General features: G+C 39.5%; 27 protein-coding genes. 16 read left to right on the top strand and 11 right to left on the bottom strand.

Annotation, left to right across the window (positions count from 1 at the left end):
* Nucleotides 1-67: 67 nt before the first annotated feature.
* The 5 genes from opp3b to ABVF21_RS03930 all read left to right on the top strand — a co-directional run bounded on the left by opp3b (nucleotide 68) and on the right by ABVF21_RS03930 (nucleotide 4,737).
* Nucleotides 68-997, top strand: a complete 930-nt coding sequence (opp3b, locus tag ABVF21_RS03950; RefSeq protein WP_283152351.1) for an oligopeptide ABC transporter permease — start codon at nucleotides 68-70, stop codon at nucleotides 995-997.
* 5 nt (nucleotides 998-1,002) lie between these two features.
* Nucleotides 1,003-2,025 (top strand): oligopeptide ABC transporter permease, encoded by a 1,023-nt coding sequence (gene opp3C / locus ABVF21_RS03945; protein ID WP_283154302.1) that lies wholly within the window; start codon nucleotides 1,003-1,005, stop codon nucleotides 2,023-2,025.
* 11 nt (nucleotides 2,026-2,036) lie between these two features.
* Nucleotides 2,037-3,107 (top strand): ABC transporter ATP-binding protein, encoded by a 1,071-nt coding sequence (locus tag ABVF21_RS03940; RefSeq protein ID WP_283152350.1) that lies wholly within the window; start codon nucleotides 2,037-2,039, stop codon nucleotides 3,105-3,107.
* Nucleotides 3,100-4,032 (top strand): ABC transporter ATP-binding protein, encoded by a 933-nt coding sequence (locus ABVF21_RS03935; protein ID WP_303534829.1) that lies wholly within the window; start codon nucleotides 3,100-3,102, stop codon nucleotides 4,030-4,032. Before ABVF21_RS03940 ends, ABVF21_RS03935 begins: the two co-directional genes overlap by 8 nt.
* A gap of 306 nt (nucleotides 4,033-4,338) precedes the next feature.
* Nucleotides 4,339-4,737 (top strand): hypothetical protein, encoded by a 399-nt coding sequence (locus ABVF21_RS03930; protein WP_371017523.1) that lies wholly within the window; start codon nucleotides 4,339-4,341, stop codon nucleotides 4,735-4,737.
* On the opposite strand, the gene ABVF21_RS03925 is transcribed toward ABVF21_RS03930, so the two are convergent.
* Nucleotides 4,734-5,270, bottom strand: coding sequence for an HD domain-containing protein (locus tag ABVF21_RS03925; protein ID WP_303534831.1), 537 nt, complete (start codon nucleotides 5,268-5,270; stop codon nucleotides 4,734-4,736). The genes ABVF21_RS03930 and ABVF21_RS03925 overlap by 4 nt on opposite strands.
* 178 nt (nucleotides 5,271-5,448) lie before the next feature.
* On the opposite strand from ABVF21_RS03925, the gene ABVF21_RS03920 reads away from it, so the two are divergent.
* The gene (locus ABVF21_RS03920) at nucleotides 5,449-6,657 is read left to right on the top strand and encodes a putative glycoside hydrolase (protein ID WP_303534832.1); all 1,209 of its coding nucleotides are present in this window, start codon (nucleotides 5,449-5,451) and stop codon (nucleotides 6,655-6,657) included.
* A gap of 83 nt (nucleotides 6,658-6,740) precedes the next feature.
* Here the strand turns inward: ABVF21_RS03920 and ABVF21_RS03915 are convergent, their stop codons facing one another.
* The gene (locus tag ABVF21_RS03915) at nucleotides 6,741-6,920 is read right to left on the bottom strand and encodes a hypothetical protein (protein WP_303534833.1); all 180 of its coding nucleotides are present in this window, start codon (nucleotides 6,918-6,920) and stop codon (nucleotides 6,741-6,743) included.
* Between the two features lie 156 nt (nucleotides 6,921-7,076).
* On the opposite strand from ABVF21_RS03915, the gene ABVF21_RS03910 reads away from it, so the two are divergent.
* Together ABVF21_RS03910 and ABVF21_RS03905 are read left to right on the top strand one after the other, a co-directional pair.
* Complete coding sequence (locus tag ABVF21_RS03910) at nucleotides 7,077-7,640, top strand: GNAT family N-acetyltransferase (protein WP_303534834.1); 564 nt, start codon at nucleotides 7,077-7,079, stop codon at nucleotides 7,638-7,640.
* Nucleotides 7,641-7,673: 33 nt separating this feature from the next.
* The gene (locus ABVF21_RS03905; protein WP_255462008.1) at nucleotides 7,674-7,802 is read left to right on the top strand and encodes a hypothetical protein; all 129 of its coding nucleotides are present in this window, start codon (nucleotides 7,674-7,676) and stop codon (nucleotides 7,800-7,802) included.
* Nucleotides 7,803-7,849: 47 nt separating this feature from the next.
* On the opposite strand, the gene ABVF21_RS03900 is transcribed toward ABVF21_RS03905, so the two are convergent.
* Together ABVF21_RS03900 and ABVF21_RS03895 are read right to left on the bottom strand one after the other, a co-directional pair.
* Complete coding sequence (locus ABVF21_RS03900) at nucleotides 7,850-10,915, bottom strand: efflux RND transporter permease subunit (RefSeq protein ID WP_371017522.1); 3,066 nt, start codon at nucleotides 10,913-10,915, stop codon at nucleotides 7,850-7,852.
* 11 nt (nucleotides 10,916-10,926) lie between these two features.
* Nucleotides 10,927-12,129 carry an efflux RND transporter periplasmic adaptor subunit gene (locus ABVF21_RS03895; protein WP_371017521.1) on the bottom strand — a complete coding sequence of 401 codons (1,203 nt, stop codon included), beginning with the start codon at nucleotides 12,127-12,129 and terminating at the stop codon, nucleotides 10,927-10,929.
* 288 nt (nucleotides 12,130-12,417) lie between these two features.
* Between ABVF21_RS03895 and spxA the strand changes: the two genes are divergently transcribed.
* Nucleotides 12,418-12,813, top strand: coding sequence for a transcriptional regulator SpxA (gene spxA, locus ABVF21_RS03890; RefSeq protein ID WP_098443134.1), 396 nt, complete (start codon nucleotides 12,418-12,420; stop codon nucleotides 12,811-12,813).
* A 196-nt stretch (nucleotides 12,814-13,009) separates the two neighbouring features.
* On the opposite strand, the gene ABVF21_RS03885 is transcribed toward spxA, so the two are convergent.
* Nucleotides 13,010-13,687 (bottom strand): TerC family protein, encoded by a 678-nt coding sequence (locus tag ABVF21_RS03885; protein WP_303534839.1) that lies wholly within the window; start codon nucleotides 13,685-13,687, stop codon nucleotides 13,010-13,012.
* A gap of 269 nt (nucleotides 13,688-13,956) precedes the next feature.
* Here ABVF21_RS03885 and mecA point away from each other — a divergent pair, with 269 nt between their 5' ends.
* The 3 genes from mecA to pepF all read left to right on the top strand — a co-directional run bounded on the left by mecA (nucleotide 13,957) and on the right by pepF (nucleotide 17,924).
* Nucleotides 13,957-14,640, top strand: a complete 684-nt coding sequence (mecA, locus tag ABVF21_RS03880; protein WP_194222276.1) for an adaptor protein MecA — start codon at nucleotides 13,957-13,959, stop codon at nucleotides 14,638-14,640.
* Nucleotides 14,641-14,826: 186 nt separating this feature from the next.
* Nucleotides 14,827-16,008, top strand: a complete 1,182-nt coding sequence (locus ABVF21_RS03875) for a competence protein CoiA (RefSeq protein ID WP_283152343.1) — start codon at nucleotides 14,827-14,829, stop codon at nucleotides 16,006-16,008.
* Nucleotides 16,009-16,100: 92 nt separating this feature from the next.
* On the top strand, nucleotides 16,101-17,924 hold the full coding sequence (pepF, locus tag ABVF21_RS03870) for an oligoendopeptidase F (protein WP_303534842.1): 1,824 nt from the start codon (nucleotides 16,101-16,103) through the stop codon (nucleotides 17,922-17,924).
* 49 nt (nucleotides 17,925-17,973) lie between these two features.
* Here the strand turns inward: pepF and ABVF21_RS03865 are convergent, their stop codons facing one another.
* From ABVF21_RS03865 to ABVF21_RS03850, 4 genes are all read right to left on the bottom strand, one after another.
* Nucleotides 17,974-18,153 (bottom strand): hypothetical protein, encoded by a 180-nt coding sequence (locus tag ABVF21_RS03865; RefSeq protein WP_226612623.1) that lies wholly within the window; start codon nucleotides 18,151-18,153, stop codon nucleotides 17,974-17,976.
* 133 nt (nucleotides 18,154-18,286) lie between these two features.
* A complete protein-coding gene (locus ABVF21_RS03860; protein WP_303534953.1) occupies nucleotides 18,287-19,111 on the bottom strand; it encodes a ClpXP adapter SpxH family protein in 825 nt (274 codons plus the stop codon).
* A 92-nt stretch (nucleotides 19,112-19,203) separates the two neighbouring features.
* Nucleotides 19,204-19,599, bottom strand: a complete 396-nt coding sequence (locus ABVF21_RS03855) for a globin (protein ID WP_371017520.1) — start codon at nucleotides 19,597-19,599, stop codon at nucleotides 19,204-19,206.
* 116 nt (nucleotides 19,600-19,715) lie between these two features.
* Entirely contained in the window at nucleotides 19,716-20,291 is a 576-nt protein-coding gene (locus tag ABVF21_RS03850) for a CYTH domain-containing protein (RefSeq protein WP_371017519.1), read from the bottom strand.
* A 113-nt stretch (nucleotides 20,292-20,404) separates the two neighbouring features.
* Between ABVF21_RS03850 and ABVF21_RS03845 the strand changes: the two genes are divergently transcribed.
* From ABVF21_RS03845 to ABVF21_RS03830, 4 genes are all read left to right on the top strand, one after another.
* The gene (locus tag ABVF21_RS03845) at nucleotides 20,405-20,812 is read left to right on the top strand and encodes a hypothetical protein (protein WP_283152339.1); all 408 of its coding nucleotides are present in this window, start codon (nucleotides 20,405-20,407) and stop codon (nucleotides 20,810-20,812) included.
* Nucleotides 20,813-20,838: 26 nt separating this feature from the next.
* Nucleotides 20,839-21,474, top strand: coding sequence for a GTP pyrophosphokinase (locus ABVF21_RS03840; RefSeq protein ID WP_194221210.1), 636 nt, complete (start codon nucleotides 20,839-20,841; stop codon nucleotides 21,472-21,474).
* A 26-nt stretch (nucleotides 21,475-21,500) separates the two neighbouring features.
* Nucleotides 21,501-22,301, top strand: coding sequence for an NAD kinase (locus ABVF21_RS03835; RefSeq protein WP_194222277.1), 801 nt, complete (start codon nucleotides 21,501-21,503; stop codon nucleotides 22,299-22,301).
* 113 nt (nucleotides 22,302-22,414) lie between these two features.
* Nucleotides 22,415-23,290 carry an RluA family pseudouridine synthase gene (locus tag ABVF21_RS03830; protein WP_371017595.1) on the top strand — a complete coding sequence of 292 codons (876 nt, stop codon included), beginning with the start codon at nucleotides 22,415-22,417 and terminating at the stop codon, nucleotides 23,288-23,290.
* Here the strand turns inward: ABVF21_RS03830 and prpE are convergent.
* Nucleotides 23,274-24,008: a bis(5'-nucleosyl)-tetraphosphatase PrpE gene (gene prpE / locus ABVF21_RS03825; protein WP_371017518.1), complete on the bottom strand. Its 735-nt coding sequence runs from the start codon at nucleotides 24,006-24,008 to the stop codon at nucleotides 23,274-23,276. The two genes, ABVF21_RS03830 and prpE, sit on opposite strands and share 17 nt — an antisense overlap.
* 96 nt (nucleotides 24,009-24,104) lie before the next feature.
* Nucleotides 24,105-25,289, bottom strand: a complete 1,185-nt coding sequence (locus ABVF21_RS03820) for an FtsW/RodA/SpoVE family cell cycle protein (protein WP_283152336.1) — start codon at nucleotides 25,287-25,289, stop codon at nucleotides 24,105-24,107.
* Nucleotides 25,290-25,343: the final 54 nt, after the last annotated feature.

Below are 25,343 nucleotides of genomic sequence, written 5' to 3'. Positions count from 1 at the left end.
TTCTAGTGAAATTCCATTTTTCGACTTATACTATATAAGCAGGTATCTTTTGAGGAGGTTGGTTGTAGTGGGACGTTATATTGGCGGAAGGGTCATTTCAATGTTGATTACCTTCCTAATTATTGCTTCGCTAACATTTTTTCTAATGAAGCTTCTCCCTGGTACACCGTTTAACAACCAGGATAAGCTGACAGAAACACAAATTGTACAGTTGAATGATAAATATGGTTTGAACGATCCCGTTCCTGTACAGTATTTCAATTACATGAAAAACTTATTATCAGGTGATCTCGGTGTTTCCTTCCAGCAGGATGGCCGTGAAGTGTCTACAATTATCGGTGAACGTATTGGACCTTCAGCTTATTTAGGACTTCAATCACTAGTAGTTGGAACAATCATTGGTCTTTTTCTTGGAATCATTGCAGCACTAAGACACAATTCATTCTTAGATTATGGAACAATGGTTATCGCAGTTCTTGGTATTTCAATTCCAAACTTCGTTATCGCTGGCCTAATGCAATACTGGTTGGGGGTTAAGTGGCAGTTGTTACCGGTTGCTTACTGGGATGGCTTCGCTTATACAATCATGCCAACGATTGCAATTGCTTCGATTGTTGTCGCAACAATAGCTCGTTTCATGAGAACTGAGATGTTAGAAGTTCTCGGACAGGACTATATTACAACAGCAAAGGCAAAAGGCTTAAGTAGCACAGCGGTTGTTATTAGACATACAATCCGTAATGCTTCTATACCTATCATTACTATTATGGGACCACTGGTTGTAGGTCTAATGACAGGTACTCTAGTAATTGAACAAATCTTCGTCATACCAGGACTTGGTGAGAAGTTTGTTAACTCAATATTAACAAACGATTTTCCAATTATTATGGGTACAACTCTTTTCTTTAGTTTGCTATTTATTGTTGTTATTTTAATAGTGGATATTATGTATGGAATCATTGATCCACGAATTCGTTTAGCGGGAGGTAAGAGTTAATGAGTATGAAACAAGAGAAGCTACACGACATTTCAGACGACATGTTTCAACCCGCTAAAATTGATTCTTCTGAAAATGAACAAATAGCACGTGAAAGCACAGGTTTTTGGAAAGATGCGTGGAGAAGATTAAAAAAGAATCCAGGGGCTATTACTGGACTCATTATTATACTTGTCATCATCTTATTGGCAATTGTAGGGCCAGGAATGAATGAACACTCATATTCTGAACAGGAATTAACAAGAGCTAAGCTTCCTGCTAAAGTGCCCGTTCTTGAAAATGTTGATTTTCTTGGAGTTAACGGAGTTGATATCCGCGGAACAGATCAGTATGAAGCTAAAGGTTATGAAGACGAATACTTCTGGTTCGGTACGGATGAATTCGGCCGAGATCAGTGGACGCGTGTTTGGCAGGGAACGCGAATTTCCCTATTCATCGCTGCAGCAGCAGCCTTTATTGATTTTGTGATTGGTGTCGCTTATGGTGGTATTTCTGCTTATTATGGTGGCCGAGTTGATAACATTCTTCAGCGTATTATTGAAGTTCTAGTAGGTATTCCAAATCTAATATTAATTATTCTATTTATTTTGATATTTGAGCCTGGAATATTCTCAATTATCCTCGCACTTTCGGTGACAGGGTGGATAGGAATGTCGCGTATTGTTCGAGGACAGGTTTTAAAACTTAAAACCCAAGAGTTTGTTCTTGCTTCTCGTACATTAGGAGCAACAAGCGGACGAGTAATTGGGAAACATTTAATTCCAAACGTACTCGGACAAATTATCATTACAACGATGTTTACAATTCCAAGTGCAATTTTCTTCGAAGCGTTCCTAAGCTTTATCGGTCTTGGACTACGACCGCCGGAAGCTTCACTTGGTTCTATCATTAACAATGGATTTAAGAGTCTACAAATTTATCCGCATCTTGTGCTATGGCCATCGATTATCATTTCATTGATTATGATAGCCTTTAACCTTCTTGGTGACGGCCTTCGAGATGCATTTGATCCAAAGCTACGTAAATAGGGGGGATTAGAATGGAAAAGATTCTAGAAGTGAATGATTTGCACGTCTCCTTTGATACGTTTGCTGGAGAAGTGCAAGCCGTTCGTGGAGTAAACTTCCATTTAAATAAAGGTGAAACATTAGCAATTGTTGGTGAGTCTGGATCAGGGAAATCCGTTACATCAAAAGCGGTTATGCGTTTGATTCCAAACCCACCAGGACGAATTAAAGAAGGTGAGATTAAGTTCGGTGATCGTGACTTAGCTCAGCTTTCCGAAAAGGAAATGCAAAAGATTCGTGGATCTGAAATCTCAATGATATTCCAAGATCCAATGACTTCACTTAACCCGACCATGACTATTGGGAAGCAAATCATGGAAGGTCTAGTGAAGCACCAAAATATGAATAAATCAGAAGCGAAGGAACGTGCGATTGAGCTTTTGAAACTTGTTGGTATTCCGAATGCAGAGGGAAGAGTGAATGAATTTCCACACCAATTCTCAGGTGGTATGAGACAGCGGGTAGTTATTGCCATTGCTCTTGCATGTAATCCTCGTGTTCTTATTGCAGATGAGCCAACAACAGCTCTAGATGTTACAATTCAGGCTCAAATTCTTGAGCTACTAAATGATCTTCAAGAAAAAATGGGTACGTCGATTATCTTTATTACTCACGACCTTGGGGTTGTAGCTAATATCGCAGATCGCGTAGCGGTTATGTATGCAGGTAAAATTGTTGAAACTGGAACGGTAGATGAAATATTCTACAACCCTCAGCATCCTTACACTTGGGGGCTTCTTGGTTCAATGCCAAGTCTAGACTCAACAGATGAAGAGCTTATTGCTATTCCAGGATCACCGCCAGATCTACTTGATCCACCTAAAGGTGACGCATTTGCTCCGCGTAATCCATACGCAATGAAGATTGATACAGAAATGGAGCCACCGTTGTTTAAGATCTCAGATACGCATTATGCAGCAACGTGGCTATTGCACGAGAAAGCACCTAAAGTAGAACCGCCTGCAGCAATTAAAAAACGTATGCAGGGAATGGCTCCAAGTGAGCCGATCATTGGCGCGAAAGATGGTGGGAAGAATGTCTAGTCAAGAAAAACTCCTAGAAATTAAAAACTTAAAGCAGCATTTTAAAGTAGGTAAAAGCACAGTAAAAGCTGTTGATGGCTTAACATTTGATATTTATAAAGGCGAGACGTTCGGTCTAGTTGGAGAGTCTGGTTGTGGAAAATCCACAACTGGACGTACTATTATTCGCCTATACGACGCAACTGACGGTGAAGTTCGATTTAATGGAGAAGATGTGCACGGAAAGAAATCTGCGAAAGATCTTAAGAAATTTAATCAAAAGATGCAGATGATCTTCCAAGATCCATACGCTTCTTTAAATCCGAGAATGACCGTTTCTGATATTATTGCGGAAGGCATTGATATTCACGGTCTCTCAACGTCTAAGAAAGCCCGTATGGACAAAGTGGTTGAGCTTCTTGAAACAGTAGGGTTGAACAAAGAGCATGCGAACCGTTATCCTCACGAATTTAGTGGCGGGCAAAGACAGCGTATCGGAATCGCTCGTGCTCTTGCGGTTGATCCAGAGTTTATTATTGCGGATGAACCTATTTCTGCTCTAGACGTTTCGATTCAAGCACAGGTTGTTAACTTGATGAAGAAACTTCAAAGAGAAAAAGGCTTAACGTATTTGTTTATTGCGCATGACCTTTCTATGGTAAAATACATTAGTGATCGTATTGGTGTTATGTATCGTGGCCAAATCGTTGAGCTTGCTGAAAGTGAAGAGCTTTATCGAAACCCACTACATCCCTATACTCAGTCTCTTCTATCTGCGATTCCACTTCCGGATCCAGAGTATGAGCGCTCTAGAAAACGTAAAGTTTATGACCCAGATAAGCATCTTCCTGAAAATGGAGAAGAACGAGTTCTTCGTGAAGTAGTGGAAGGACACTGGATCGCTTGTACTGAAGAAGAGTACCAAAAGTACCAAGTAACAGTTTAAAAGGTTAGGACCTCATTTCAACTGAAATGAGGTCCTTTTTTAGTGCTTTTTATGACGAAATTTTATGACTAGATAACCTATGTAGAGTAGAATTGGAACAATCAGAAATCCTTTTACATAAAGGGATAAGTCAACGGGAAGCGAATAGTCTACTAAAATAAGTCCGCACAGAATAAAAGTAGAAATAAGCAAACTAATTTTTAATGTGATCATAAACTCTCCTTTCAGAAAAGCTGTAGTTACTTTGTTCGTTTTACTGAGATGCCTTTTGTGAAATCATACAAAGCAAAATAGAGGAGGATCCATATGATTTTTTACACTTACAATTCAGAGTTTGATGAAGAAACGCTCGAGTCGATTAGATCAGAAAATATGGCAAGGTTACAGTTACAGCCTTCTTCTCATTCTATCGTATACTTATTTGAAGAAAAAGAACAAAACGTAGGATATGTTTGGATTGAAACATTTGAAGAGTATGTTGAGGCTGTGGAATTTTTTTATAAAGGCAATGAAAAGAAGAGGTGGGGTTTGTACGAATTTATCGTTCAATTGGCTTATAAGCAGAAAAAGAAGAGGATTATGATGAGTGTGCCTAATAGTGAGTACGGAATGACTTTTGTAAAGAAGTGGGAAGGGGAGATAAGGGAAAGGGATGGAAAGGATTTACATATCGATATCCCTTTCCTGAGCTATAGTGGTTCTTAAACACTTTGCTGCCACTCCTTTTGACTGTTCAAGCTCTGTTCAATCAAGTGATCGAGTGCAGCGAGCTCATTTCTCGCTTCTTCTTCAGAGATAACTTTATAGTGGTGATTACCACCAGGTTCTTCGTCCGCTTCATCAGCCATTGCAACTACTTCTTGAAGAGCATTACGGTTTACAGTTCCCATAAAGTAGGAATCCGTGTGGAATAGGATTGCGACGGCAATTTCCTTTGCTGAAACTGGATTTTCACCAAGACGTATCAGCATTTTGTGAGCACGCTCAGCCCCTTTGATCGCATGAATATCATTTTGTTTATATAAGTTATAATCCCATTTTCCATTTCGGTACCATGTATAGTGACCTATATCATGAAGTAATGCTGCTTTAGTAGCAAGATCAGGATTGACATCATGTTCACTCGCGAAATGATAAGCGTGTTTGGCCACAGTAATCGCATGAGCCAATCCAGCGCGTTTTAGATACTTTCGTGCAAATGGTAGTTGATAGATATCAGTTAGTGTTACGTTTCTCATGGTTATGGCCTCCTCACCAATCTAAATTTATTTTTCTAAATATCATACCATTTGATAAAAAATAAAGCAATTTATATCGTTCACGAAAAAGACATGAGAAATTTTACTGGAAGTTCTTTCAAAGAGCGTTTATTCATCTTATAATAGAGGAGGCAAACTAATAAAGGGGAGAGAAGCTGTGCGTATTTTTAATGTGGGGTTGAAAGGCCTGCTCGCGTCAGTTTTGCTTTTTTCTGCTTTTGGGCAATCGGTACAAGCAGATGAAGCATTATCAGCGACAAATCTTAAAGGGATTGAGACAGAAAAAAAAGAACTAACGTTACCAGATCGACTACCAAGATTCGTTTATGATTCTGGTCTAGATTTCGAATATCCTGATGCAGTTCGAGGTATTTACGTAACAGGAAATTCTGCAGGTGGAAGTCGATTCAGCAAGCTCACAAAATTTGTGAACTCAACAGACTTAAATGCAATGGTCATCGATATTAAAGATGATTTTGGAAATCTTACATATGAACCAAAGAAGGATTCTCCATTAGCAGAGTATGAGATTGGCAAGCCTTATATGAAAGATCCTCGCAAGGTTTTAGAAGAGATGGAGAAAAACGAGATCTATCCAATCGCGCGAGTAGTTGTATTTAAAGATACAGTGCTTGCAGAAGCAAGACCAGAACTTTCATATAAAGAAGGTGGCTCTATCTGGAAAAACGGACGTGGAGAAGCATTCGTTAACCCATTTAAGGAAGAGGTATGGGATTACAATGTTGAAATTGCGATAGAAGCAGCTAAAATGGGCTTCAAAGAAATTCAATTTGATTACGTCCGTTTCCCAGAAGGATTTGAAACACGTGAAGACACATTAGAATATTCGATGGGCAAATATGCAGATATGGATATGGACAATGTTCAAAAACGTGTGGAGGCTGTAACGGACTTTGTAGCATATGCGAATTCAAAACTTGAGCAGTACGATGTTGATGTATCGGTTGATATTTTTGGTTACTCAGCAACGATTCCTGAAGCGCCTGGTATCGGACAGAATTTCTCTAAGATTTCTAGTAACGTTGATGTTATTTCATCTATGATTTATCCAAGTCACTGGGGATCCTATTTTGGAATTTCAAAGCCTGATTTGGAACCATATAACTTAATAAATGAGTATGCAAAAGTAGAGAATGAAGTATTAGGCAAATTGGATAATGCTCCTACAAGCCGTCCATGGATTCAGGATTTCACTGCAAGTTATCTTGGTAGCGGAAATTACTTGAACTACGGAAAAGCGGAAGTAGAAGCTCAAATTAAAGCCTTGAAAGATAACGGTATTAATGAATATCTACTTTGGGACGCAAGTAATAGTTATACAAAGAATGTCGACTATACACCGTGATACGTAAAGAAGAGGATTGCCTGTGAAGGCAATCCTTTTTCTCTATATACGATTCCCTTACGTGTAATGCTCAATGTGCTGGTTTAGAATGAATCTTTCGTTAATTTCCTCCAGTTTTTCTGACTATCTTCTAAAGGCTGTTGGAAGGAGGATTTTTGTTTAGAAAAAAGGAAACGGCCTGATGCATTTAAGAAGATAGCAATAAATGCTGTGAAGCTAATGAGTAGAATAGCGAGCATGATAAACTCAGCAAAAAAGTTCATTTCATTCCTCCTTAGCATGTTTGATATTAGTGTACAGTATGTTTACATAACTAAGAAGAGGGGAAAATAACTACTGCCTTATCTACCTTAGCACTATTTTACTGGATAAATGTGTTATACTATTAGTGACGAATTAATTTAAAAGGGAGTAGATCAATGAACTGGTATGAGAAGCTGAAGCAATATTTCCCCATTGAAGAGATGAAATCAAAAGAGCATATGGACTTACTGCTTGAAGAAAAAGGTGACATTTACAATAAGGACGAGGGGCCGCACCATGTTCTAATGTATGCCGATCTTCCTGATTTCATATTCGTGGATTATATTTTCGTTTCCAAGGATGCCAGAGGTCAGGGGCTAGGAAAGAAATTAATTGAAGAACTTAAAGAAAAGAATAAGCCCATTATTCTTGAGGTAGAGCCTGTTGATTATGATGAAACAGATACTGAAAAAAGACAGCGCTTTTATTTGAGAGAAGGATTTAAACACGCGAAGTCGATTGGCTACCGAAGAAGATCTCTTGCTACAAACGAGATCAATGAAATGGAAATTCTTTTCTGGTCTCCAAACGAAGCTGGTGAGAAAGAAATTTACGAAGCGATGAAGCATACGTATCAGGAGATTCATACTTACAAAGATATGCAGTTGTATGGTGAGTCTTATCAGCCTGTTGAGGAAGTGCTGAGTCTTAAAGAAGATAAGGAACTCATTGAAGAATAAGAGTATTGTTTTCGATCAGGAGGGAACCTTCTTATGAAGAATCGTGAGAAGAAAAAGCAAAAGAAGCGCGAATGGTTGAAGGATTTATTGAAACGACGTTGGAAAACCTGGAAACCGCAGTCTTCGAAAGAGCCCGCCTCAAATACGAGAACATCAGCTTAAAGAATGTAACAAAAAACCGAAAGCCCCAGCTGGCTTTCGGTTTTTTTCTATTCATTTGTTTCTAATTTTTTACCCAATCGTTTCTGACGACGTAGATCAATCAAGTAATAAACAACAGGAATAAATACTAATGTTATAAACGTTGCTACACTCAATCCGAATACGATGACGATGGCCATCGGTTGCTGAATTTCTGTACCTTCACCAAACCCGAATGATAAAGGAACTAGACCGAGAATCGTCGTTAAAGCTGTCATTAAAATCGGTCTTAAGCGAATGGGGGCTGCTTCTAAAATCGCTTCACGAGTTCCCATCCCTGTTTCACGAAGCTTATTAATATAATCAACGAGTACAATCGCATTATTGACTACAATTCCCGTTAAAATGAGCATACCAACGAGCGAACCTACTCCAAGAGGCTGGAAGGAAATAAGTAGGCCGAATATAATCCCGATTGCTGTGAGCGGAACAGAGAACATAATGATAAATGGATAGAGAAACGATTCAAACTGTCCTGCCATAACCATATAAACAAGAACAATGGCAAGAGCAAGAGCGCCTGACAATTTAAAGAAAGCATCATTCATTTGTTCATCTTGTCCACCAAAAGTAATTTTATATGAATTACCAGGGAGCGGAACGTCTTTGACTAGTTTTTCGCGAATTTCATCTGTTACCGTTCCAAGATCTCGACCCAATAGACTCGCTGTTACTTCCACTTGTCTTAATCGATCCGAACGTGTAATTTCCGATGGACCAAGACCCCGTTTAATCTCGGCAACAGCAGAAAGGGGGATTTTTTCCCCAGTTTGAGTCTCGATTAATAGGCTAGATAGAGAATCAAGGGAATCTGTATATTTATCTTCAACTGCTAAGCGAATATCTAATTGATTGCCATCTCTTGCAAGATTGCTTGCTACAAGTCCTTTTGTGGCATTAGAAATCGTTGTTGAAATTTGTGAGCTGCCTATTCCGTAGCTCGCAGCCTTCTCACGATCGATTAGAATTTGAACTTCTGGATTGTTGGATTCGATACTCGAAGTTGGTTCTCTTACGCCATCGACTTCTGATAAGCTCTCCATCACATCATCCGAAAGTTCTTTCAAAACATCAAGATCAGGTCCGATGATGTTAATTGAAATAGGATCAGCGCTAAATCCAGAATCACTGGCAGATACAGAAATATCGGCGTTCGGTATACCTTTAAGCTTCTTTCGGATATCTTCGGCTACTTCTAAGTCAGATTGATCTCGTTCATTGATTGGAACGAGCAGGACGCTGTAGCTAGCCCGGTTCGTTTGACTGCCAGCTCCAACACTAAAGTTGTCAGTTCCTCCAGCTGTTAAATAGGATAGATCAACTTCAGGAGTTGACTTTAAGACGTTATCAATTTCCTCTGTGACGGTTTCAGTGGCGTCAAGAGAGCTTCCTGCAGGAAGATTCGCTGATATATTCACAAAGCTCTGATCCTGTGCAGGAAGGAATTCTGTCCCAATAAAAGGCGTTCCTGCTGCTGAAATAGCAAGGAGCAGAACGGTGAAGCCGATTGTTTTTTTAGGATGAGACAGTGTTTTATCTAATACTCGACGATACCAATTATTAACCCGATCAAATTTAAGTTGAAAAATTGATTTCGATTCGTTTCGATTCATCAGAAGAGATGATAACAAAGGCACAATAATAAGTGCTGTAAATAGTGACGCTAATAGTGAGAAGGTAACAGCAAGAGCTAATGGTTTAAAGAGCTGGGCAGCGAGCCCAGTAACAAACACAATTGGTAAGAAAACGACAACTGTAGTGAGTGTAGATGCAATGATTGCACTACCAACTTCTTTCGTACCATCTACTGCCGCTTCTTTAAGTGATTTACCTTCCTGCCTTAGTCGGTAAATGTTTTCTAGAATAACAATAGAGTTGTCTACCATCATTCCAACTCCGAGCGCGAGGCCGCCTAGTGTCAGGAGGTTGATCGTTTGACCTGAGAAATACATTAAAATAAATGCACCTACGATCGAAATAGGTATGGATAAACCAATAATTAGCGTACTGCGAATATTGCGTAAGAACAGATATAGAACGGCAGCAGCTAAAAGACTTCCAATAATAATATTCCATACAACAGCACGGATTGACTGATTAATAAATTTCGCCTGATCGAATACGGTTTTAATTTCCATGCTTTCTGGTAGGGAAGGCTGAATTTCTTCAAGCTTCTCATTAATTTGCTTCACTACTTGAACGGTGTTTGCTCCAGATTGTTTTTGGATTGAAAAACCAATCGCCGGCTCACCATTTAAGAAACTTTCTTGAACGGCAGGTTTCATCATTTCTTCGATTTCAACGAGCTGATTAAGCTTGACGGTCCCATTCTGTGTGGGCACGGATAAGTTTTTCAAATCATCAACGGATTTAAACTCCCCTGTTACGCGAAGAGGCAGGTTTTTATTCTCTGTTTCGATAGACCCGCTTGGTAAATTAAGATTTTCTGACCCAATTAGCTGCTGTAAGTTTGTAAGGGTGACGCCATACTGACTTAATTTATCTGGATCAGCAGTTAATCTAATCTCCTTCTCTAACTGACCTTCGATCGTAACAGCTGCAACCCCTGGTACTGAATCAAGTGAAGGTTTAATTTGATCTTCAATTACTTTTTTTACTGCAGTAAGATCTTCCTCCGATCCAGCCACTCCAAGTTGCATGATAGGAATATCACTAGGATTAAAACGCAATACTTTAGGAATTGGTACTTCAGAAGGTAGAGAGTCTCTAACTGCATCAATTTGTTCCCTCATATTTAACGTAGCAAAATCCATATCTGTTCCCCATTCAAATGAAACGAGGATCAGGGCACCACCATTTTGTGAGACGGACGATATACTTTCGACATTCGGTAAGGTTCCCATCACGTTCTCAAGAGGGGAGGCTAGTAAGTTCTCAACTTCTTCAGGACCAGCACCATCATATGTAACCGTTACGGCTGCAACAGGGAAAGTTAGATCAGGAAACAGATCAACTGGCATGTTACGTAGTGATACTGTTCCGATAATGAGGATGAAAATAATCACCATCCCCATAGCAATTGGACGAAAGACGGAAAGCTTAGCAATATTCATGTGTGTTCAACTCACTTCTGTACCTGGATTTCAGATGCTTCGTTTAAACGATCTTTACCTTTAGTGATGACTTTATCACCTTTTGAGAGACCGTTTGTAATTTGGATGCTTTCATCAGTCTCTGCTCCGAGCTCGACGTTAACTTGTTTCACTTTTTTTCCTTGTGGTGCGTAAACATACGTTTCATCATCACCATAGATAATTGCATCCTTAGGGACAGTTACAGCGTTCTCTATGACATCTGTTTGTATGGTCGCAGTTGCTTTCATACCACCTTTGATTTTCAAATCTTTGTTTTCAATTGGAATCTCAATTAGAAATGAACCCGTTTGTTCATTTGCTGTAGGTGGGATCGCTTTTAATTTCCCATCAAAAGAACCATCGACACCGTCAAAAGTGATCTTCACTTCCTGATCTTTTTGTAACTGTGTAATTTGAAAGCTATTTACTTGAAAGGCAGCTTTAATCGGATTTAAATTAACGACGACCGCAAGCGGGGTGCTTGGCACTGCTGCAGCATTTTCTTCAGCATTGATTTGAGAAACGATTCCATTAATAGGTGATTCAATTGTAGTTGCATTTAAGACGTCCCTTGCCTGGTTAAGGCTTGCTTTTGTTTCGGACAACTGTGTTTCAAGCTGTGTCACATTACCTGCTGACATTGAAGGAACCTGGGCTGCAGCTTGGGATAATTGTGCCTGCTTTATGGTTACTTCAAGACTTTCCTTTAAAACATCAGCAGCAGTCACTTCTTCTGAATCAAGTTCATTAAGTAGCTCCTTAGATCGTTCGAGTGACGCATTTAATTCAGATTGAAGATTCTTTAACTCTTGAGCACTTTTTTCTGCTTGTCCAGACAATTCTTGAGCCTGGCTAACGGCTTTTTCAAGCTCATTGACCGCATTCGTTAGCTGGTTGACATTTTCTCTCGCTGTAGAATCGTCGAGAGAAGCAATGAGATCACCTTTTTCCACAGTGCTCCCAACAGTCACGTTAATTTCTTTTACCTCTAGAGGGGAAGGGGCAGCGAGCGGGATCGTCACTCCAGGAGTAGCTTGTCCGGCTAATTCAAGTTCATTCGAAATGTTTTTTTGTTGAGCAGTAGCGACTTCAACTGGAATCGGTTCATTTGAAGTTTCTTCATTTGTAATTTCCTGTGTCGTACAAGCGCTTGCAAAGACGAGTATACTTACAAGAAACAGAGCCTTTTTCATATTATTCACCTCAGAATTAGTGTATCTCTTACGAATCGTATCATGTGAAAGAAACTTTTTTCAGATAAAAAATCAAACATTTTTAAACAATAAAGGTTTGGGAGAGTGAAGAAGGGGTATATAGGAGTTAGACTTAACATAAATCATTTGTATAGTTATTGTATAGCTTTTATGTAATTTTTGTCATCCTCTATTTATTTGATAAGAATTGTAGTATAATACAAATTGTGAAAAGATAATTTTTCTAATGTAGATTTGACGTTTACTTATAGAAAGGAGCAATTCCTTATGGTAACACTCTATACATCACCAAGCTGCACATCTTGTCGAAAAGCGAAGGCGTGGTTGCAGGAGCACGATATTCCGTTTACAGAACGTAACATTTTTTCTGAACCTCTTACTATTGAAGAAGTGAAAGAAATTTTACGTATGACTGAAGACGGAACAGATGAAATTATATCAACTCGCTCAAAAACTTTCCAGGAATTGAACTTAAATCTTGATACGGTTTCTTTACAGGAATTATTTGAGCTAATTAGCGAGCATCCAGGATTGCTTCGCCGTCCAATCATTTTGGATGAAAAAAGACTCCAGGTTGGTTATAACGAAGATGAAATTCGTCGTTTCCTACCTCGCAAGGTTCGTACTTTTCAACTTCAAGAGGCACAGCGTCTCGTTAACTAATTAGCTATATTAGCTTATATTGTTGATTCTCGATTTTTGACTCTTTACCCCTGTGATAACCAATCATAGGGCATCACAAGGCGAAGTATCAACAATATGCATAAACATAGCCAACTAATTAAAAACTTCTACAGGATTTCCTGTAGAAGTTTTTTTGTCGATAGGAATGACTATCTCCTCATACCAAGAGTACAGATTAATAAATATAAAGGATGTTTCCTTTTACCTTCTTTACTAACCACCCTCCAACAATCACAATGAGAAGAAATATAATCTCGGTAGCTATTTCCATGGAAGGGTATGTATAAAAGAAGGTTTTTAATTCTGCTGCGCTTGTTAACATCCTTGCGGAGGTAAAAGCTAAAATGCCTGCACCAATGTAAATTAATACAGGAAAATGATCAAGGGCATGCATGATCATTCGACTCCCCCATACGATAATAGGGATAGAGATGAATAATCCAAAAACGACAAGCGGCAGTTTCCCCTCGGATGCACCAGCGATCGCTAGTACATTATCAAGCCCCATAATGAGATCTGCTATGACAATGGTTCGAATGGCTCCCCAAAACGAAAAGGTGGATTGGACCGTTTCATTACTTTCACTATCTATTACCAATTTGAAGGAAATGTAGAGAAGAAAGAGGCTACCAACAATTAATAAGAAAGGGAGCATCAATAAATAGACAGCGACAATGGTTAGTGCTATTCTAAGTCCAACAGCAATGGCTGTTCCCATCATGATAGCTTTATTGCGATGAGAATCGGGGAGATTACGACACGCGAGGGCGATTACAACTGCGTTGTCACCACCTAGGACGATATCAATACCGATAATAAACAGAATCTGAGTCATGGTTTCTAAGGTAAGCAAGGAATCCACTCCCGAATAGCGAATTTTTAATCATATGACAGGAGCACTTTAGGGCAAGCTATACACATAAATAAATATATCGTGTATATGGTTTAATATGAGTGAAAAAATCAAACGATTTTTTATTTCCATTCTTTGATGGTTTATCATAGAATGGTATTACAAGAGAAAAAGTGGTTAAACTCAAGCCACTTAAGGGAAAGAGAAAATTAGGAGTATCCCAGAGGGAATAGCCTTCCGGTTAACTAAACAGGAGGGAGAGAGTGCACATGGAAATCGAACGCGTCAATGCGAATACTTTAAAATTCTTTATTACGTATAGAGATATTGAAAATAGAGGGTTCGATCGAGAAGAAATTTGGTACGATAGAGAAAGAGGAGAAGAATTGTTCTGGGAAATGATGGACGAAGCACATCAAAGGGAACAGTTTTCACTTGAGGGTCCACTCTGGATACAAGTTCAAGCACTTGAAAAGGGTCTTGAAATCATTGTGACACGTGCACAAATGTCAAACGACGGGTCCAAACTTGAACTTCCGATGTCAGAGGATAAGCAGCTTGATCTTCCGCTCGATGAAAATATGGATAAAATTCTTGATGATAAATTTGCGCTTCAGAACAATTTAGATCCAGAAGACGAGCCTGAGCCGCTAGAAGGCGAAGAGCTTTCCTTTATGATCGGATTTAGAGACTTTGAAGATGTGATTTCATTGTCACACGGATTTGATTCAACTGGAGTCGAAAATGGATTGTATCATTATGAGGACCGTTATTATCTCCATGTTGTCTTCGACGAAACATTGATAGAAGAAGATCAGGACAACCGATTGAGTCAGCTGTTGGAATACGGATATGAAACAGACCTGACCATTCACCGCATTCATGAATACGGTAAGGAGATTCTCTCTGAGCAGGCTCTTGAACAACTCCGCGGACACTTCCCACTCTTATAAGGTGAGGCCGATTTCTATGGAAATCGGCTTTTTTTTATTTCTCCAATCCTTGAAGGGGCCATAAAAAAGCAGCCTTGGCCATGTGGTCAAGCCGGTTATCTCATTCAAATAAATATAGAAACTGTAGAGGGATGTTTCTCTAGGAAGAGAATTATTGTTAGGAACGAATAAAAGAGAGGTGTTGTGATGTTAACTGCTTCAACTATAAATGGATCATTACTCAATCTTGCCGACCGTTGCTTCAGCCTTGATGAGCTACGGAAATTAAGGCGTTCCACACCCTATTATTGTCCTGGGTGCCGTGAGCGGGTTGTCATGAAGCTAGGTGAAAAGAAGATATGGCATTTTGCTCATCAAGGTTCCCCCCCTTGTGAAATGGAATGGGAGCGAGAATCTAATTACCACCTAACCGGAAAACAACACCTTTATGATTGGCTTAGAGAAGATCACCAGGATGTGCAATTAGAACATGTGTTAATTGCCTCTAATCAACGCCCCGATCTATTTATCCCCTCATCTCGTACGGCGATTGAATTTCAATGTGCCTCAATAGAAGCGAGACTGCTTACGAAACGATCATTTGATTATAACGCTACAAACATTCATGTAACGTGGATTCTTGGAGCAAAGCGACTCAAACGACTATATTCCCTCATTCACACCCTTACAGCTATGGACTGGGCAGCAGCATCTCACCATAGAGGTTCTCCTTCTATTTATTATTATTGCCCCGAAGAATGTACCTTCGCGAACCTAACGATCCACTATAGCTTAACCCCTACAAAATTCATCTGTACAACCACTTATCATAGCGCTTCATCTATTTCTTATTTCGATTTATTTAAGTCTCATACTCCTTTTACTAATCATGAATCCGTGCCCATATGGTTTAAGCAAAAACAAATTTGGCGTCAAAATCCCCACGGTGAAAAATCATTCATTTATTACTTCTTACGTAAACGACTCTATCTTAGCGGAAAGTCTATTCGATCTTTCCCCTCTGAAGCTGGCATCCCATCTTCACAAAACTACTGGATTGAAACCCCCTCTTATTTATGGCAAACGTGGATTATTATTTGCTATCTTTCTTTCATTCCTCAAAATAAATCGTTCTCTATGCAGTCATTAATAAATGCCTTCCAACAAGTAATCGATGCTACTCTTATTAAAGTAAGAAATGGCCCTCACAAGATACAGGGTGAAGGAGTGTCAGCGGCACTAAAGGGGTATATTGATCAATTAGTTCGGTTAAAAGTTTTGAAAGAATGGGATAATGAACGATATGAAAAGCTTTATCAACCTGAGGTTCACCAGCAAGTTGAGCGATGCACTAAAAAAGATCATGAAATTCTCGGGAAACTTGTGTGAAACTGCAACGTTTGTCGAGCGAAATTGTAAGAATCCTAAGAGGAATATGGTACGATAATGTATGTGAGGTAATTATTTGATGGAGGTGTCTAATGATGGAAGAGAAAAAAGTAAACGCTCTACCTAAACGAGACGAAATTCCAGTAGAAGATACTTGGGATCTTGAAGCCATTTACGAAAACGATCAAAAATGGGATGAGGAATTTAAAGAAATAAAAGCACTTCTCCCGGAGATGGAAGAATACAAAGGGAAGTTAGCCGATTCTGCAGATACGCTTTATGCGGCCCTTCAAAAACAAGATGAAATTACAATTAAGCTTGGCAAGCTGTATACATATGCCCATATGCGCTATGATCAGGATACAACTAACTCGCATTACCAGGGTCTTAATGATCGTGCAGCTAATCTTGCGACGCAGGTGAGTAGTGAGCTCGCTTTTGTTGTACCAGAAATTCTAAGTGTTCCCGAAGAAACCATCAAACAGTATTTGAACGAAAAGAAAGAACTGAAACTTTATGAGCAAGCATTAGATGAAATTAATCGAGAGCGTCCGCACGTTCTATCTAAGGAAGAAGAAGCCATTCTGGCCGGGGTTAGCGACGTAACGAACAGTTCAAGCAACACGTTTGGCATGTTAAATAATGCAGATATGAAGTTTCCAACGATTAAGGATGAGAATGGGGAAGAAGTGGAAGTTACACACGGACGGTACATTCGTTTTCTTGAGAGTAGCGACCGTCGTGTAAGGAAAGATGCGTTCAAGGCAGTCTATGAAACGTATGGGAAATTCAAGAATACTTTTGCTTCTACCCTAAGTGGAACAGTTAAGAAAGACAACTATTATGCTAGCGTGCGTAATTATGATTCGGCAAGACAAGCTGCACTTGATAGTAATAACATTCCAGAAGACGTCTATGACAACCTTGTGGAAACAGTGCACAATCGCCTTGATCTATTGCATCGCTATGTAAACCTTCGAAAGAAAGCACTTGGTCTTGATGACATTCATATGTATGATCTCTATACACCACTTGTACCAGAAGTGAAGATGGAGGTTTCATATAAAGAAGCGAAAGATTATATTCTCAAAGGATTATCTCCACTAGGAGAAGAGTACAAAGAAATCTTAGAAGAAGGCTTCTCAAACCGATGGGTTGATGTGCAAGAAAATGTAGGTAAAAGAAGCGGGGCTTACTCTTCAGGGACGTATGGAACTCGTCCATATATTCTAATGAACTGGCAAGATAACGTGAATAATTTATTTACGCTCGCTCACGAATTCGGCCATTCGGTTCATAGTTATTACACAAGAGAAAACCAACCTTATCCATACGCAAATTATTCCATTTTTGTAGCTGAAGTTGCTTCAACAACAAATGAATCGTTACTCAATCATTATTTGCTTGAAAACACTTCAGACAAAAAGGAAAAGCTTTATTTATTAAACCACTATCTAGAAGGATTCAGAGGAACGGTATTTAGACAAACGATGTTTGCTGAGTTTGAGCATGCGATTCACAAAAGAGCGCAAGATGGTGAGCCGTTGACGCCAGATCTTCTTTCCTCGATCTACTATGATCTTAACAAAAAGTATTTTGGTGACGATCTTGTGATCGATGATGAAATTGCTCTCGAGTGGGCTCGTATTCCTCATTTCTATTACAATTACTATGTATTCCAATATGCGACTGGATTTAGCGCAGCTGCATCCCTCTCAAATCAAATTCTTGAAGAAGGCGATGAAGCAGTCTCAAGATACATTGATTTCTTAAAAGCAGGAAGTTCAGATTATCCGATTGAAGTCTTGAAGAAGGCCGGAGTAGATATGACTTCTTCTAAACCAATCAGTGACGCACTAGATGTATTTGAATCCATTCTTAACGAAATGGAGAATTTGTTATTCGAAGACGAATAGGCTCCATAGGCCGCAAAAAAGCCTTCTCTACTCCTAGAGAAGGCTTTTTTTAGCGATTAAATCCTTTGAATTGGTTTCTGGAATTGTACATGCTAACGGTAAAAAGAATAGAGAGAAATAAAAGGGCTCCACCAATAGGCACAGGAATAAATCTTAATAATCCCATAATAAACATGACAAAGCTAACGATGATGAGTGCCACACCTAGTAAGATGAAAAAACGCGTCATAAAATTCCCTCCTCGTATTATAGTTATGAGAAATGATGATGCATATACTTACTTGGAAGAGGAGAAGTAATTGAATGGTAAGAACAAAAAAGGAATGAACCATGCTGGTTCATTCCTTTTTTGAAGCCCGATTTTAACTTTTTACAGTGCGCCAGAAACATCCGTGTTTCGCGGGCACTTTCTCTACCTTTTGCTTCAAGGCGAGCTTCTTCATAGCGGCATCTGCCTCGTCACAACTCATGTCGTAAACGACTGCCACTTCTTTTGTTGCGACAAAGTGATAGCGTTCCATGAATTCATCTAGCGACGGAAGAGGCTCTGGCGTTGGTTTTGTTTTAAGCATTTCTGTCAGAATTCTGACATACACATCATATTCATAAAGTCCTGTAATTTTAAGACCTTCTTCTTCAATATTTTCATTGAAGAAAACAAGGGTAGGAAGCTCATTAACTTCCATTTCTGAAGAGATCTTTAAGTCACATTGAAATGCTTTTACAGCAGCTTGAGAGTGAAGATCTTTCTGGAATTCCTTTACATCAAGTCCGGTTTCTTTTGCTGCTTGAACTAGATTTTCTTCTTTAGTCATGTTTTGCTTTTGGATAAAAAGAAGTTCTCTCATTTTCCTTAGGAAACGAAATCCTGGAAGCTTTCCCTGAAGCTCTGCAGCCTTGATAGCAATTGATGCGATATAAGGGGTATCCATAGGGTCCTCATACCACAAATCACCGTCACAGGACATCCCAGAGCGACTGGCTGTACGTTCCCAACGCTCAGCGACATCAGCGTGTGTTGTGATGCCTTCATTTTTTCGTTTAAACGAGTTAAATGATTTTATATTTCCGCCCACTAGATGTCTAATGCGGAAGGTATGTCCATATTCTAGGTGTAATTTCTTAATGACCGGTTCGAGACCCCAGCAGTCAGGACAAAGCGGATCAATAAATGAGTAAATCTCGATAGGTTTACCTTTTTGAGATGTAGTCGTGCAAGCTGTATCGGATTGTCCATTTGGATTGTAAGAATCGCAATAGGAACCAGTAGCATTCGGTGTCAATTCGATTCTCCTTTCTCTTCCTGATCACCCGAGTTAACCATATGATGAGCAGTAAACGTTAACCTTGTTAGGAGATGTTCTCGTAAATCTTCGTCTAGTTCAACCTCATCCATTGCTAACTCCATGCAAGAAAGCCATGCTGTCGCACGTTTAGGTGTTATCTCGAATGGGAGATGCCTAGCTCTTAACATAGGGTGCCCATGTTCTTCGGAATATAGAGGCGGCCCTCCGAGAAATTGAGTTAGGAATTGAGTTTGTTTTCTAGCTGTTTCAGTTAAATCATCTGGAAAGATAGGTTTTAATTCGGGATGCTGTGAAACCCGATTATAAAAAGCAGTCACTAGCTGTTCAAGCTGAGCACCGCCGATATGATCATACATGTTTTGTTTCATATACATTTTCCCCTTTGGAAGGTAGAACTTAATTACAATTTCATTTTAGCAACCTCCCTACGTAACAGCAAATAATCCGATTTGAAATCATTGCCAAACAAAAAGAACAGGACCGTTTAGGCCTGTTCTTGGGATGCTAGAAAGAATCGAAGAATCTTATTATTTGTCTTTCTTTTTGGAATTTGATGCTGATGAAGAACGGACGTGAAGGCGCGCTCTCCTGTCGTGAAATCAGAGACTTCAAACTCAAGTTCGAAATCTTCTCTCCCGAGGTATTCACTATGGTCGAGGACGAGCAGTCCTTCAGTCGTTTGGTATTCAGCTCTATGTGTCGTTAATCGTCCTAAGTGGTCGAGCGGAGATGGAATTCCTAGTTCGTTTAGCTGCGATGCTACTTCTCCATCAGGAAGTGTGCCGTCCTTCTTGATCTTTTCAAAGGTTTCTTGTGATACGGTTTGATGTGTCTCAAGGAGTCCTTCCTCGGCAGGCTGCTTTAATGTTAATACGAATTTGTCATTCTTGTTTCTAATGCGTAACGCAGCCCCTTTTTCACGAATCATAAAATTCTTTGTATCAAAATAATCATTCGTTTGTGTTTTAATGTTCTCTTCTAATTTATAGTAATCAAGCAAAGAGGCATACTCTTCTTTTGTGAGCATATTTTTAAATTCGATTTCTACTTCCTGTGCCATAAGTGAACCCTCCATTTAGATGAATATAAAAGAATTATGGCATATGTCTTTATTCAGAACAACAACGGTGAAATCTCCCACTGCATTGTGATAAACTATTAGGTGATACATACTTGGAAATAACGAAAGGAGAGGTATTTGTGCCAGAACAATACTACATTATTACAGGAGAATTATCAGATCACACACTTACCTTTGGTTTGAATGAAAAAGTGGATCTTACTTCCTATACAGCTACTGGAAATATGTTAGTGGACTCCGATTCTTTGTCATTTGTGTATTTGCTTGATGGTGGAGAAGGGTATACATATATTCGATTTCAAGAGGAAGTATGGCCAATGTTAGCAAACGTGCTCGATCAGGACGTGAACGTGGTTATTACTTCCGGGGATGACGCATCAATAGAACTTACTGATCTAAAAGAGGAACTATCCTATCTTGTTGAGAATATTAAAGATAATTCAAATTATGGAGAAGTGATGAATCAAGCTGTTGAGAAAGTATTCCTAACAGCGTCATAATAGATATCGTCGTTGGTGGTGGTTGGATGAAAAATTGGGAAGAATTTTTAGCACCGTATAAACAAGCAGTAAATGAATTGAAAGTGAAATTGAAAGGCATTCGAGAGCAATTTGAAAAGGCGGATGATCATTCACCTGTTGAATTTGTTACTGGGAGAGTAAAGCCGATTTCAAGTATTCTTGATAAAGCGAAAACGAAACACATACCGCTCAACAGACTGCAGGAAGAAATGCATGATATTGCAGGTGTTCGTGTGATGTGTCAGTTTGTAGAAGATATTAATAAAGTCATTCATCACCTTCGTGGTAGAAAAGATTTTGATATCGTTGAGGAACGGGATTATGTGACGAATCAGAAAGTAAGCGGCTATCGATCATACCATGTCGTCGTTCAGTATCCGGTTCAAACGATTCAAGGAGAACAAATGCTGCTCGTTGAAATACAGATTCGGACACTTGCTATGAATTTCTGGGCGACAATTGAGCATTCTTTGAATTATAAATACAATAAGAAAATCCCTGATGATGTCAAAAAGCGTCTTCAACGAGCCGCTGAAGCAGCTTCCAAACTTGATGATGAAATGTCTGAAATACGCGGTGAGATTAAGGAAGCTCAGAAAATCTTTATGCAAAAGAAAGAAAATGAACAAAAAGAAAGCTGAAAACTAAACTAGACGAGGTGCCTAAATTGAAATTTGCGGTAAAGTCAAAAGGGGATCAAACCTCCAATCAACTTCAGCAGCGCATCAAAAATTATTTACGTGATTTCGATCTGGACTATGATGAAGCAGAACCGGATATTGTCATTTCGGTTGGCGGTGATGGGACACTCTTACACGCTTTTCATCATTATCAAGATCGCCTGGATCAAACAGCCTTTGTAGGTGTTCATACAGGACACTTAGGTTTCTATGCGGACTGGACCCCTGAAGAAGTCGAAAAGCTCGTCATCCATATTGCAAGGACTCCTTTTCAAATCGTAGAATATCCATTGCTTGAAGTAACGGTTCGCTATTTGAATAGTTCTAAAGAGAATCGCTATCTTGCGCTAAATGAATGTACGGTCAAAAGTGTAGAGGGATCTTTAGTGATGAATGTTGAAATAAAAGGTGATCTGTTTGAAACGTTTAGAGGAGACGGCCTCTGCATTTCAACGCCTTCTGGTAGTACAGCCTATAATAAAGCGTTAGGCGGGGCTATCATTCATCCTGCACTTCCTTCCATTCAACTTTCAGAAATGGCATCTATCAACAATCGCGTCTTTCGTACTGTAGGATCTCCACTTGTGCTTCCGCAGCATCATACATGTCTACTGCGACCGGTGAATGATGCTGATTTTCAAATTACGATTGATCATCTTTTCTTATTGCAACAAGATGTAAAGTCTATTCAATATCGAGTAGCAGAAGAGAAGGTAAGATTCGCGCGTTTTAGACCGTTTCCTTTCTGGAAAAGAGTCAAGGAATCATTTGTCGATGAAGTATATTAAAGCGAGGCAGTACTGTTCATGAGTTGAACGGTGCTGTTTTTTTCGCTCTATTACAAAAGAATGCCTATCATGAAAAATTTAATTACACGAGGTGAGTTTGCTTGAGCGTTAGAATGAAGTGGAGCGTAGAAGAGAAGAATGAAGGGATGCTGCTAAGGGAATACCTTCTAACGGAAAAGAATTTATCGAGAAGTATGTTAACGGATATTAAATTCAATGGAGGACAACTTACGGTTAATAACATCAATCAAAACGTTAGAGCTGTTTTAAGGAAAGGCGATGCGGTGGAAGTCTTATTTCCAAAAGAAACTGTGAGCGAAACGATGGTAGCTAAAGAGATGGAGCTTCGTATTTGTTATGAGGATGAACACTTTTTACTTATCAATAAGCCAGCAAGCCTACCGACGATCCCATCTCGACATTCAATTGAATCACTCGCAGAGGGTGTTCTCTACTATTATCATACGCATAAGCTAGATCGTACCATCCACGCTGTTAATCGTTTGGATCGAGATACATCTGGACTCGTTTTATTTGCGAAGCACCGCTATGCACATGACCTTCTTTCCAGACAGCAGAAAAACAAAGAGATGAAACGACAATACGTTGTACTTGTTCATGGCGAAGTGAAAGGAGACGGCGAAATCGATGCGCCAATAGGGAGGAAAGAGGGGAGTATTATTGAAAGGGCTGTTCGCCCTGATGGACAACACGCATTAACGAGTTATCGCACAATAAATCATTATAAAGGATTCTCCCTTCTTGAATTATCCCTAAAAACGGGGAGAACCCATCAAATTAGAGTTCATATGTCTTATCTTGGTCATCCGCTCTTAGGAGATGATCTTTATGGTGGAACGCATGCATTAATAAATAGACAAGCGTTACATAGTGCGAAGCTTGAGTTCTATCATCCTTTCCTAGAAAAAAAACTCCGGTTTGAAGTAGAGGTTGAAGAGGATATGTTATGTCTTATTCGAAAGAAGTGAATTTCTCAGGAACATAAGACATTGATGATTGGACAGAAGTTGTTTTCAATTCCGGATAGCTAAGCGAAGTCAATTTGCCTCCAAACACGCATCCTGTGTCAATGTTTATTGTATGATTCATCCACCTTGGTTCTTTTACTGGAGTGTGCCCATAAACAATAAGAGCTTCTCCGTTGTAATGCTTAGCCCAGTCTCTGCGAATAGGCATGCCGTTCGGATGAGATTCGCCTGAAATGTCACCGTAGAGGACAAATGTTTTTACTTTTTTTCCAACTTGGCCGATATAATGCGCAGGAATTCCTGCATGTGCAGCAATTAATTCCCCGTCATCGAGGGATAAATAGAGTGGTGCATGTTCATAAAGAGAGATGAATTTCCTTTTCACAGCCTCTTTCTCATCATTTTTGAGAGCATTTAGTTCGGCAACCGTTGTCTCCAGTCCATGAGTTTGCTGAACGTTTCGACCGATAAAATACCGATAAAGTTTATTGCAATGGTTCCCAGGGCAATAGTAAGCCTGTCCGGTGCTAACGAGCTGAGAGACAATGTCAATTACAGCAAGAGATTCTTTTCCTCGATCAGTGATATCACCAGGAAAGACGAGTTTCCTACCGTCAGGATGGACGGGAAGTCCACTTTCCCATGAATATCCGATTCGTTTGGTTAGTTCTGTCAGTTCTTCATAACAACCGTGTATATCGCTGATAATGTCTAACAAATGGCACCCTCCTATCTCATCTCTATATCATTACCCTATTGGACGAGTATGTATCAAGGTTAAAGGCTAAATAAAATAACCTGCCAATATGGCAGGTTATTCAAACATATACGTTTTCGTTCGAGATCGGACGTTTAATACGAGTCCGACTGCAATCATGTAGGTTAAAAGTGCACTTCCTCCATAGCTTACGAATGGTAATGGGATACCAGTAATTGGCAATATCCGAATGGTCATTCCAATGTTTTGGAATACCTGGAATGTTAGCATTCCGATAACTCCTGCGCACAAATAGCTTCCGAAGGACTCATTGCTTTCAAGGGCTGTATGAATCATTCGGTAGATTAGCATGAAGAAAATGGAGATCGTAATACTTGCTCCGATGAATCCGAATTCTTCTCCAATCACAGCAAAAATAAAGTCAGTGTGCGCTTCAGGGAAGTAAACAGTACCGTCAGCGTATCCTTTCCCTTCTAATTTACCAGAGCCGATGGCAAGGATCGCTTTCGTCGCTTGATAGCCTGCATCTGTATACTCTTCAGGAGCAAGCCAGCCATAGAACCGAGCGAGCTGGTATTCATCAAGTAAGTAGGCTTTAAAGAAGGCCGGAAACTTAAAGAAAATAAAGACAAGAGCAGATATTCCTGCAACCCCTAGTAAACTTAAAAGAGAGAGAAGTCGCCAGCGAACGCCTGATACTAATGTAATACTAACAACAATAGCAGTAAAAACCATCGCTGTTCCGAGGTCAGGCTGGGCCATAACGATTAGAAGAGGTGCAGCTGCCACACCGAAAATTTTGGCTAATAATAAAAGGTCTGTTTGAATGGTTTTTGTTGGGTTTTTTTCATGATGATTCACCGCTGTAGAAGCGATCGTAATAATTAAGAAAATCTTCATAAACTCTGATGGCTGTACACTTCCTAAACCAGGCAGCACAAACCAGCTTTTTGCCCCATTTCGAATCGGAGCAATTTGATAACTTCCAATATACTCAGGACTAACCGCAAGCAAGATTAGAAGAAGAATTCCAAATCCATAGAGATACCAGGATAATTGTTTAAAGCGATCAAAATCAATGACCAGTGTGAGCGAGAGGACAAACGCACCAACGAAATACCACGTTAGCTGTCTTCCTGCAAAGTTGAAGTTTTTTAATTCTCCAGGTAGTGAAGCTTGTGCACTATAAATAGCGACAGTACTAATGCACATCAGGAGAAAGACAAAGAATAAAAGTGTGAAATCTATTTGTTGCCATGGTGTTTGATTGTCATTGTTCATGATATAATCCTTTCTAAAGAAAAGCGTTCCTTCTTTTAATCACAATTCCTATCT

This window comes from Pseudalkalibacillus sp. JSM 102089 (assembly GCF_041366475.1).
Lineage (GTDB): Bacteria > Bacillota > Bacilli > Bacillales > Guptibacillaceae > Guptibacillus > Guptibacillus hwajinpoensis_B.
Note: the sequence above shows the minus strand (reverse complement) of the source record. Positions and strands in the feature narration are given on the sequence as shown.